This window comes from Paenibacillus tabacirhizosphaerae (genome assembly GCF_040812395.1).
Taxonomy (GTDB): Bacteria; Bacillota; Bacilli; order Paenibacillales; family NBRC-103111; genus Paenibacillus_E.
Genome location: NZ_JBFNXH010000003.1, coordinates 551,469 through 561,837 on the forward strand (window position 1 = coordinate 551,469; position 10,369 = coordinate 561,837).

Annotated in this window: 10 protein-coding genes; 3 read left to right on the forward strand and 7 right to left on the reverse strand. The window is 49.2% G+C overall.

All coding sequences use genetic code 11. From position 1 onward, the window contains the following. Positions 1-12: 12 nt before the first annotated feature. Positions 13-1,245, reverse strand: coding sequence for a trans-sulfuration enzyme family protein (locus ABRS97_RS08450; RefSeq protein ID WP_367812835.1), 1,233 nt, complete (start codon positions 1,243-1,245; stop codon positions 13-15). After that, positions 1,242-2,276, reverse strand: a complete 1,035-nt coding sequence (locus ABRS97_RS08455; RefSeq protein WP_367812836.1) for a hypothetical protein — start codon at positions 2,274-2,276, stop codon at positions 1,242-1,244. Before ABRS97_RS08455 ends, ABRS97_RS08450 begins: the two co-directional genes overlap by 4 nt. 160 nt (positions 2,277-2,436) lie before the next feature. Between ABRS97_RS08455 and ABRS97_RS08460 the strand changes: the two genes are divergently transcribed. Both ABRS97_RS08460 and ABRS97_RS08465 read left to right on the forward strand, forming a co-directional pair. Next, positions 2,437-3,642: an aspartate aminotransferase family protein gene (locus ABRS97_RS08460; RefSeq protein WP_367812837.1), complete on the forward strand. Its 1,206-nt coding sequence runs from the start codon at positions 2,437-2,439 to the stop codon at positions 3,640-3,642. A 19-nt stretch (positions 3,643-3,661) separates the two neighbouring features. Beyond that, positions 3,662-4,639: a D-2-hydroxyacid dehydrogenase gene (locus tag ABRS97_RS08465; protein ID WP_367812838.1), complete on the forward strand. Its 978-nt coding sequence runs from the start codon at positions 3,662-3,664 to the stop codon at positions 4,637-4,639. A 59-nt stretch (positions 4,640-4,698) separates the two neighbouring features. Here the strand turns inward: ABRS97_RS08465 and ABRS97_RS08470 are convergent, their stop codons facing one another. From ABRS97_RS08470 to ABRS97_RS08490, 5 genes are read right to left on the reverse strand one after another with little or no spacing between them, the layout of a single operon-like run. Next, positions 4,699-5,655: an oligopeptide/dipeptide ABC transporter ATP-binding protein gene (locus ABRS97_RS08470; protein WP_367812839.1), complete on the reverse strand. Its 957-nt coding sequence runs from the start codon at positions 5,653-5,655 to the stop codon at positions 4,699-4,701. After that, positions 5,656-6,492 (reverse strand): ABC transporter ATP-binding protein, encoded by an 837-nt coding sequence (locus tag ABRS97_RS08475; protein ID WP_367812840.1) that lies wholly within the window; start codon positions 6,490-6,492, stop codon positions 5,656-5,658. Next, entirely contained in the window at positions 6,467-7,324 is an 858-nt protein-coding gene (locus ABRS97_RS08480) for an ABC transporter permease (protein ID WP_367812841.1), read from the reverse strand. The genes ABRS97_RS08475 and ABRS97_RS08480 overlap by 26 nt, the downstream gene beginning before the upstream one ends. After that, positions 7,321-8,265 (reverse strand): ABC transporter permease, encoded by a 945-nt coding sequence (locus ABRS97_RS08485; RefSeq protein WP_367812842.1) that lies wholly within the window; start codon positions 8,263-8,265, stop codon positions 7,321-7,323. Before ABRS97_RS08485 ends, ABRS97_RS08480 begins: the two co-directional genes overlap by 4 nt. A 1-nt stretch (position 8,266) precedes the next feature. Next, entirely contained in the window at positions 8,267-9,832 is a 1,566-nt protein-coding gene (locus ABRS97_RS08490; RefSeq protein WP_367812843.1) for an ABC transporter substrate-binding protein, read from the reverse strand. 230 nt (positions 9,833-10,062) lie between these two features. On the opposite strand from ABRS97_RS08490, the gene ABRS97_RS08495 reads away from it, so the two are divergent. Continuing rightward, on the forward strand, positions 10,063-10,257 hold the full coding sequence (locus ABRS97_RS08495; RefSeq protein ID WP_367812844.1) for a hypothetical protein: 195 nt from the start codon (positions 10,063-10,065) through the stop codon (positions 10,255-10,257). Positions 10,258-10,369 lie beyond the last annotated feature (112 nt).

Sequence of the window (10,369 nt, forward strand, 5' to 3'; positions counted from 1 at the left end):
TCCTTAAAAAGGCTATATACGCGCCAGCGCTTGCGCCAAATCGTCTATGAGATCGTCGGGATCCTCGATCCCGATCGAAAAACGGATCATACCCTCCGGAATCGCGCGTTCCGCCCTCTCCTCCGGTGTCATGAAATAATAGGCCATCGCACTCATAGCCGTTACACTAATCAGACTTTCTACACCGCCTAGAGAGCTGGCGATTTTGGGAATAGTCATTGCGTCAACCAGATCCCTTGCCTGCTTCAAGGTCCCCACTTCAAATGTAACAACGCCGCCAAAACCTTTCATTTGCAAAGTAGCGATTTCATGATCCGGATGAGAGGTTAGCCCTGGAAAATAGACACGTTGCACCTTCGGATGCTGTTCCAAAAATTCCGCGACACGCTGTGCCGTGTCGTTATGTCGATCCATCCGCAGCCCCATCGTCTTGAGCCCTCTGGCGACCCAATAGGCAATAGTCGGCTGAATCGTGCCGCCCATGATTTCCAGGCTTTCCCGCATGCGCACGATATCATCCGCTCGGCCCACCAGCGCACCGGCAATCACATCGTTATGCCCGCTCATAAATTTAGTCGCGCTATGAATCACCAGATCCGCTCCGTAATCAAGCGGGCGCAGATTGTAGGGGGTGGCAAACGTGCTGTCAACGATAAAATACAAATTTCTTTCCTTGCAGAAGGCTACGGTTCTATCCAGATCGATAACCCTTAAATGCGGGTTAGTTGGGGTTTCGGCAAAAATCACTTTTGTGTTCGGCCCGACCGCATCTTCCAACGCGGCAAAATCATTGATTTGCACATAGGTCGTTCCGATTCCCCATTTGGTCAAATACTTATCTGCGAATTCTTTGATATGGAAATAAGGGTCGCCTACGATAACAAGGTGATCGCCTGCGGACAGCAAATCGAGCAGAGCCACTGACACTGCGCTCATGCCGCTTGCGGTGAGCAGTGCGGCTTCGCCTCCTTCCAGAGCGGCCAGCTTCTTTTCCACCGTTTGTTGCGTGGGGTTACCGGTTCGTCCGTATTTAAAACGGGGGTAACGCTCCTTTTCCGCATTGCTGAGTCCCTTTTTCTCCTGATAGTACTCAGCTAATTCTGTAGTACTGTGGAAATAAAAGTTAACGGTTTGTACGATAGGTGTCGTAATGCTGCCGTAAGGATTCCGAATCTCTTCCCCGGCGTGCACGATTTCCGTTAACGGTTTCCTCACGGCGCCTTTTTCTTGAATTTGTCTCGTCATGTACGGATGATCTCTCCTTTGCCCCATAAGGGCAGTTTATTTCCAATCCCTTTCGCAACGGCTGTTCGATATATTCGTTCTGCCATGCAAATGTCAGTCACACCGAGTCCGATTCCGGAGAACATGATCTTTTCACTTGCCGACTCTCTGCCTGAAATTTGCCCATTCAAATAGTCTCCTAGGGTTCCGTGCAGACGGCTCCCGTCCCATTGCCCATGACTGGCCATCATGGCTAACGTCTGAACGCCTCTTCGCAATATTTGTTCCCAATCGTCTACATAGATTTTGTTAAAATCATGAACAGCTTCGAACGTACATTCATGCGTCCCTACTTGGGCATAAAAAACACCTTCCTTGAGCCATGCTTGTTGAATGATCGGCGTTAAAGATGAGGTCGCGGAGACGACCACATCTGCACCCTGCACAGCCGCTTCCGCTTGTCTGACAGCACGGATACTGCCATGGAACTGCGTGCTGTAACAAGCAGCCAGCTCTTGCGCTTTAAGATGCGTCCGGTTATAGATGCGAATCTCCTTCAAGCAGGGCAGAACCTCCATGAGCGACTGCAGATGCATCCTGCTTTGAAATCCCGCCCCAATCAGGCCAAGCACTTCTGCTTGCGGATTAGCCAGAGCTTTGGCAGCAACGGCAGTGACAGCGGCAGTGCGGATTCCGGTAAGCAGCGTTCCATCCATAATGGCGATGGGCCGACCGTTACCATGGTTGACCAGTAGAATAAGCGAAGGAATTGCCGGAATGGATGAGGAATCGCATTCCTGTCCGACGCTGACCCACTTGACGCCCGCCATTTGGACGTCTCCGCCAACGTAGGCCGGCATCACCACGTAATGGGAGGAATGCTCTTGCTCTCCGAAAGGGGGAGACAACGTTATTTTGGGCGGAAGCGCCGTTTCTCCGCCTGCATGAATAGCAAGCGCCTTGGAAACATCTGCGCGTGCTGCACTGGCATCCTCTCCATTGCAGGCTCGAACATCTTCCATCGTCAGATAAAGGACGGTATCTTCCTCCAACCTTTCACCTCCTCACGATCTACAAAAATTGTAAAAATTAGGATTGATTTTGATAGTGATAACGATTATCATAATAAATGATAACGATTATCAATATCATTTGTCAATTCATTTTTTTACATTAAGTTCCAAATGCCTACTCGATTAAGGAGCTGATCTTATGTCTGCCTCGCATGAACTTCACCAACAAGGTGAACGTTATCTCATGCCAACATTCAACCGCAGTCCCCTCATTCTGTCTCACGGTGAAGGGGCACGCGTTTGGGATATGGAAGGAAAGCCATATCTCGATTTTCTCGGCGGCTTTGCGGTGAATACGCTTGGGCACTGTCATCCAAATGTCGTAAAAGCAGCATCCGAGCAAATGAATCATCTCATCCATTCGTCCAACTTGTTTTACAACGAACCTGCCGTGCGTCTGGCAAAACTGCTGGTTGAACAAGGTGCTGGCGATCAATTATTTTTTTGCCCCAGCGGCTCGGAAGCCGTGGAAGGCGCGATGAAGCTTGCCCGGAAATATGCCTATCGGCAAGGGAATTCTCACAAAACGCGATTTATTACCGCGCTTCGTTCCTACCACGGACGCACCTTTGGCGCGCTGACGGCAAGCGGTAAACCTGAGATGCAGGAAGGGTTCGGCCCCCTTCTGGACGGATTCAGCTATATCCCGTTCAACGATTTGAATGCTTTGGAACAAGCGATGGATGAAACGGTTTGCGCTGTTATTCTCGAACCGGTACAGGGGGAGGCCGGAGCGCATGTCGGTACGGCTTCTTTTCTAAAAGGGGCTAGAGCGCTCTGCGATCGATATGGAGCACTGCTGATTTGGGACGAGATTCAAACTGGTCTCGGACGGACAGGCGCCTTTTTCGCGTATCAGCACGAAAGTGTAACGCCTGATATCCTCACGATGGCCAAAGGGATGTCCGGCGGCTTGCCGAATGCGGCATTCGCAGCTTCCTCCCAGGTGGCTTCCGCCTTCCGTCCCGGTGACCATGGGGCTACATTTGGAGCCAATCCTGTTGTTTGCGCAGCCGGCGTAGCCACAATCGAAACCATTTTGCGCGAAAACTTGCTCGAGCATGTCCGGCAGATCGGAAGCTATCTCATGGGCCAGTTGCAGAGCTTGAAGTCTATCCATTCGTCAATCGTCGATATCCGCGGACGCGGCATGCTCATAGCAGTCGAGCTCTCTGCAAACAACAAACAGGTTGCGCAATTAGCAAGCGATCGGGGTCTGCTGCTTGGAGCGGGTGTAAACCAGACACTCCGTCTTCTTCCTCCTTTCATTATTTCGAAAAGTGATGTTGATGAAGCCGTTTCGATCCTTGACCAGGCACTTGCTAAAACAACTGTAGGTGTATGATGGAGGAGGAACTTACCTAATGCGCCACATCAAGGCCGTATTATACGCAGATAACGCAAGGGAATATTACGAGAAGCTGCCTCCTCTCCCTGCTCATATTCACGTGCTGCCATGCACCAATGAAGATGAGGCTATTCAAGCAGTGTCAGATAGCCAAGTGCTTTGCTGTACGGGCATGTTTTTCCCGAAAAACATCTTCGCCGCCTGTCCCCAGTTGGAACTTCTGCATGCCATAAGCGTCGGCATGGAGCCGCTGCTCGGTCCGGATATTCTGGCCAGCAATGTCATCGTGACCAATTCCAAAGGAGCCAATGCGAAACCAGTTGCTGAGCATGCGTTGGCGCTCCTGCTGGGTCTTTCGCGGAATATTCATCGATCTGTACGAGCCCAGGTTCAAAAGAACTGGCAGCGCGAGAGCCTGCGCAGCGGATTCGAAATCGAAGGGCTCACGCTGGGCATAGTCGGACTTGGAGCCATTGGGCAGGAACTCGCGATCAAAGCGCACCATTTGGGAATGAATATTATGGCTTTGCGACGTGCCTCATCGGGCGTATTGCCAGATGCTTTAGCAGAACATATACGTCTGTACCCTATGGAACAGCTCCAATATGTATTAGAGAAGTCTGATTTTGTCGTTATTTGCCTTCCATTAACGGAAGAAACGAAAGGAATAATCGGGGAAGAACAATTCATGATGATGAAACCCACCGCCTACGTTTTGAATATTTCCCGGGGGCAGGTCATTGAGGAAGGGGCGTTAATAAAGGCTTTGCAGAAAAACTGGATTGCAGGAGCTGGATTAGATGTATTTAGCGTGCATCCGTTGCCGGATACCAGTCCGCTATGGGATATGCCGAATGTCCTGATAACTCCCTACATTTCTGCTTCTTCCCGCCAGACGATGGAGCGAGCCATGCGCATTTTTGCAGATAATCTGGATCGACTCTCCTACGGGCTTCCTTTACAGAACGTCGTAAACAAGCACATTGGCTATTAGCATACAAAAGCCGACTACTCATTCATTCCGCTTTCCAATGAGTAGTCGGCTTTTTCGTCTTATAACAGATAATGACAGGCAACCAGATGATTGTCGTTGCGAATGGCTAATTCCGGCTCTTTGGCAAGGCAAAGCTCTGTCGCATAAGGGCATCTCGGATGATAACGGCATCCGGAAGGAGGCTGAACGGGGTCAGCGAGGTGCTGGGCGACCTCGGGCATCGGCCTGTTCATCTGACCATCCGACCATAACCTCGGCATGGCAGCCAGCAAGGTTTGAGAATAAGGATGGCATGCTTCCAGATGAAACTGGGGCCCCTTCACAACCTCCACAATTTTCCCCATGTACATGACGGCAATCCTGTGAGAGATCTGTGCGACTCTGGCCAAATCATGCGAAATAAACAAGTAACCATACCCTTGTTCCTTCTGCAATTGAGCGAGCAAATTGACGATCTGCCCTCCGACCGAAACGTCCAGCGCAGAAATAATCTCATCGCAAATGACGATCTCCGGTTCCAGAATGAGCGCTCGGGCAATATTTACCCGCTGGCATTGGCCTCGGCTCAGTTGCCCCGGGTAGCGAGCAAGCAGTTCTGGCAGCAAGCCGACCTTCTCGACCATTCTTCGAACCTTTTCTTGTCTCTCTGGCAGGCTGCCGATGCCAAAATAGATAAGAGGTTCCATCACGATGCGTTCAATTGTAAGATGAGGGTTTAAGGAATCAAGGGGATCTTGAAAAATAACCTGAACTTTTTTCCTAAGCTCTCTTTTTTGCTCACGAGAAAGCTTATGAATCTCTTGTTCGCCCCAAAATATCTTTCCTTCCGTCAATGGTTCAAGAAAAGCCAAGCACCTGCCCAGCGTACTTTTTCCGCTGCCGCTCTCTCCCACTAACCCTAGCGTCTCTCCACGCTTGATCTCCAGAGAAACGCCGCTTACGGCATGGACAGCGGTATTTGACCAAAGCCCTTTATGCTTGATGAAGTTTTTATGTATATGTTGACAAGCCAGCATTTACAACGCCACTTTCTGTCTCTTTTTCTCCTGCTTCTCTTCCCGCGCATCCTGCAGAACAGGAGCCATTTCTAACAAATGGCGCGTATAAGCATGCTGCGGATTCCGGAACAACTGCTGTACTTTTCCACATTCCACAATCTTTCCTTGATGCATGACCGCTACACGATCAGCCACTTCCGCCACAACGGCTAAGTCGTGAGAAATAAATAGCATCCCCATGCCGAATGAGGCTTTCATCTTCCGGAACAGATTCAGAACATGGGCCTGAACGGTAACATCCAAGGCGGTAGTCGGTTCATCCGCAATAAGCAATTTGGGACGGTTCAGAAGCGCCATCGCAATCATTACGCGCTGCAGCATGCCTCCGCTGAGTTCATAAGAGTAACTTTTCATTTGTCTTACCGGGTCCGGGAGCCCGACCCACTCCAGCATTTCTATCGCCATTTGCTTTTTCGAATGGGCAGAGCCTTCCTTGATGGATTCCGTTAATTGATCGCCGAGCCGCATCAGCGGATGGAATGCGCTCATCGGATCCTGGAATACCATGGCGGTGTCGCGCCCGCGCAAGGTTCTCATCTCCCGCTCCGATAGCTTCAGGAGGTCTCGGTCCTCCAGCCAAATTTCACCGCTATGAATGTTTCCCGGTTTTTGAATCAGACGGAGAATAGCATGGGCCAGCGTACTTTTCCCACAGCCGCTTTCCCCTACGATCGCTAATGTTTCTCCCTTCTCCAATTGGAAACTAATTCCATTTACTGGAAATAGGTCCGTATGACTAGCAGCATAAGAGGTTCGCAGTTCATTAATCTCAAAGAACGGCCTGCGTTTGTTCATGGAATATCTCCTGCCTTTCGTTAGAATCCGGGCGTTTCCATCTTCGCTCCAACCAGTTGCCACATGCATTCACGGCCAGCACCGAGCAAGCCAAAGTGAGTGTTGGGAAGAACACCGTCCACCATGCTTGCAGAAAATACGGGTGACCCTCAGCGATCATCAAGCCCCAAGTCGGAATTGGCGGCTGTAAGCCAATGCCCAAGAAGCTTAACGTAGACAGAATGCCAATCGCCGTGCGAAAGGAGAAGGTGCTCAGAATGAGCGCAACCGGTATCATATGAGGCAGCACATGCATGCGGAGTATGGCCCGTTTGGTTCCGCCCAAGACGTATGCGGCTTTGATGAAACCGCGTCCCCGAATTCCTCTGGCTTCATCATAAACGATCCATAAAAACTGGCCCCAAAGAGCAAAAAACATGGAGAGCACCATCCCCGTGCTTCCGTTGCCAAACAAAGCGACCACAATCATGGGGAGCCACCGAATCGGAAACACGACAGATATTTGTCCGATAAATAAAATAATCGGTGTGAGAACGGGAAAAACATGGAAGCCAGCCAGCATCCCCATGATGGTCCCAATGAGCATAGCGAGCAAAACCGCTATACAAGACAAGCCGATCGTGATTCCCGAAGCATAAAGCAATCGGCTAAACACATCACGTCCCAGATGATCCGTCCCCATCACGAATGATACAGACGGCTTCGTCAATTTGGCACCGACAAAAGGGGCTGTCGGATCGTACAAATGTCCTTTAAAAGCAACAGCTAACACGATCATACATGCAAGAATTACAAGGATATATGCGATCTTTTTCAAATTGAATGTTCTCATAACGATCTCTCCCAAGCAGCGGATTGCTGTAAGCGCGGATCGAGCCATGGATGAAACAAATCCAGCAAAAATCTGGACCCTATAAAAAACAAGGTGGTCATCACAATGCATGCTTGCAAGAGCGGGAAATCCCTGTTCGTTAAAGCCTGAATCGCCAGACTGCCGATTCCCGGATAAGAAAATACGCTTTCCACTACGACAACGCTGCTCAAGAGGACGCCGATCTGGATCGTTGCGAAGGAAAAAATCAAGGATAATGCAGGACGCAACAAATAGTGGATATGAAAGCGGATGTTTCCAATACCTTTCGCCCTGGCGGTGAGAATGAACTTCTCATTCAGAATCTCTGCGAACTTGGTACGAAGCAATATGCCGATTTTGAGCGCTTCCGCCCCAGCAAGCAATAGCACAGGGAGGACAAGCGAAGCCAACCCTTGGCTGCCGGAAGGCGGGAACCACTTCAACTGGACGGCAAACAGCTCAATCGCCAAAATAGCAGGAACAAATCCGGGCAATGCATGCAAGATGAGAAGAAACTTATTGAGGTAACGATCCAGTCTCGAAGAAAGCAGCAGGCTAAGAAAACCAAGGAATATGCCGCCGACAATCCCAAGTGGCAAAGTTAATCCAATCAGCTTAACCGTCCCCCACAAATAGGGAAGAAGCACCGTTAACACCGGTTCCTGCAGCTTATAAGAAATCCCGAACTCGCCTCTCAGCGTAAGTGAAAGGTAGGTTGCCAACCGTGAACGCAAAGTATCGGTTAGCCCTAACGAGTCTCTCAGCGCATCCCGCTGCTGATCCGTGGCGTCCATAGGAAGAAGGGCATATATCGGATCTCCCAGCGTTTCATTGGCAAAGAAAAGCAAAATCGAGACCGCTATAATGACGGAGAGACCGCCAACGAAACGTTGGACGGCCTTTTGTAACCCATGTATCATCTTATTTCACCTTAATTTGATGGATATCGATTCTTCCTGTGCCATCGGGTGTCCAATTGATGGCGTTTGACAAGCCATAAATATTGGACGGATGCATAAGCCATAGCACAGAAGCGTCCTCTTTGGATAGCGCCAATACTTGCTTGGCATCTTCCACTCGGGCTTCCGCTTTCGGTTCCGCTATATAAGCTTTGATCAGCGCATCCGCAGCGGGCAGAGGTTTATAACCGTATCTTTTGAAGAAGGATTCCCCGGAATAAGCGGTGCCGAACAATCGGTATGACTCTTTCTCCGGATTATCGAAGCTGGTGGAGAGCAGGATGGAGCCGGTTTTTCTTTGCTCAAAACGAGCTGGATCAAAGAATGTGCCCGCATCAATCGTATTAATCTTCGCCTCAATGCCGATTTGCTTGAGTTGCGCCTGTGTAATTTGGGCAATATCCAGATCCACTTTACGTGCATCGAGATCAATCGCAAGCGGCGTCTGAACACCAGATTCTGCGATCAGTTTTTTCGCTTTATCCACATTGAAATCGGATAGCGGATACGCCTCCACATACCCTGCGCCGCCTTTAATCACGGGTGCTGTCGCAGGAGATGCGAAATCTCCATATAAATTTTTCGCCAATCCCTTCCGGTCAATGGCATAGTAAATCGCCTGACGCACTTTCTGATTATCGAAAGGCGCTTTAAAATTATAGCTAAGCCATGTTACCCGAACTCCAGGCTCAGACACTGCGTGATAATCCTTTTGGCCTTTAATCCGTTCAACGGATGCCGCCGGGATATCAGAAGCAATATCCGCTTTCCCGCTGAGCAGCTCCGCGATGCGAGTTGACTCATCCGCTACATTTTTAATGACAACCTGCCCAAAGGCCGGCTTCTCTCTCCAATATTTAGTATTGAGCTTTAACGTTACCTGTTCCCCGCGTTTCCATTCGTCCAGCAGGTAGGGACCCGTTCCGTTCAACTGCGTTTTATAGGCATCTCCCGAACTTAGTTGTTTTGCGGAAAGAACGGGCACTTCCGCCAAGAAATTCGGCAGCACATAATTGGGCTGCTTGCTAATAATATCCACAGCGAACTCATCAATAACTTTAATTTCTTCGACGCCTGCAAACCCCGATTTATAGGAAGTTGTGACATCTTTGCTTAAGATTTTATCGAGTGTTGCCTTCACGGATTCGGCTGTCAGCGGATCTCCATTATGAAACGCAACATTTTTCCTGATTTTCAGGTGAAGGATATTGTCTTTGGTCTCGAACGAGTCTGCTAAAGCGGGCACCAGCTTGCCGTCAGCCTTGCGCTCGATCAATGTGTCAAATACCATGCTTCTAGGCAAAGAGATATCTTTTTGCAACGGATCGATAATGGTTAAATCACGTGTTTCCGAAGATTGCGCAATAACAAGCGATTCTTTATCTTTCGCTTTGCTTTCTACCCCATCTTTCGGCTTTTCCGTCGTTTGTGCGGCAGGTTGACTCGAACATGCCGTTAGTAAAAAAATGAAAACAAGCCAAGCTGAAAACCAAATCTGTTTCTTGCTTCTATTGCTTCTACCATTCATAAGAACATTTGACCTCCCGATTCTTTTTGTCGCTCTCCTGAAGAAAGCAACCTTTCACATCTTATGATAATGATTATCATTATTGTTATATTTCCAAATATACCCTGTAAATACTGGACTGTCAATGCTATTGAGAATAATTTTCAATGAGTGGTGCCCTCGCTTTCGTATTTGAAATTCCGCTCGCATTACGAGTATGATAGATTAAAAACACGTCGAGGTGCCTTACAGTGAGAACCGAAAGCCAAATTAAACGGAAACAAAATGAGCTGCGTCAGCAACAACAAGCTCTGGAAACGCGGATAGCGCTTGCGGGGGCTCCCGCAGAACGTGAAGCACTCAACGTTCAAAATGAACGTCTAACGGATATGATCGACATGCTCGAATGGGTGCTCAATGAACCGATGGGCAGCTATCACGCTTAATCACGTTTACTTGGCACATAGAAAAGGAGCAGCAGCCTTTTTAGGAGGCCACTGAAAAAGTCCTTTCATACGAAAAAGGTACAGTCCTTCAAGAAAATGGAGGAGGCTGTAC

Bases quoted from the DNA above. Each gene is read 5' to 3' on its own strand.
- ABRS97_RS08450 (WP_367812835.1), bottom strand. From the start codon at position 1,245: ATGACGAGACAAATTCAAGAAAAAGGCGCCGTGAGGAAACCGTTAACG.
- ABRS97_RS08490 (WP_367812843.1), bottom strand. From the start codon at position 9,832: ATGAATGGTAGAAGCAATAGAAGCAAGAAACAGATTTGGTTTTCAGCT.
- ABRS97_RS08475 (WP_367812840.1), bottom strand. From the start codon at position 6,492: ATGAACAAACGCAGGCCGTTCTTTGAGATTAATGAACTGCGAACCTCT.
- ABRS97_RS08465 (WP_367812838.1), top strand. From the start codon at position 3,662: ATGCGCCACATCAAGGCCGTATTATACGCAGATAACGCAAGGGAATAT.
- ABRS97_RS08480 (WP_367812841.1), bottom strand. From the start codon at position 7,324: ATGAGAACATTCAATTTGAAAAAGATCGCATATATCCTTGTAATTCTT.
- ABRS97_RS08470 (WP_367812839.1), bottom strand. From the start codon at position 5,655: ATGCTGGCTTGTCAACATATACATAAAAACTTCATCAAGCATAAAGGG.
- ABRS97_RS08485 (WP_367812842.1), bottom strand. From the start codon at position 8,265: ATGATACATGGGTTACAAAAGGCCGTCCAACGTTTCGTTGGCGGTCTC.
- ABRS97_RS08460 (WP_367812837.1), top strand. From the start codon at position 2,437: ATGTCTGCCTCGCATGAACTTCACCAACAAGGTGAACGTTATCTCATG.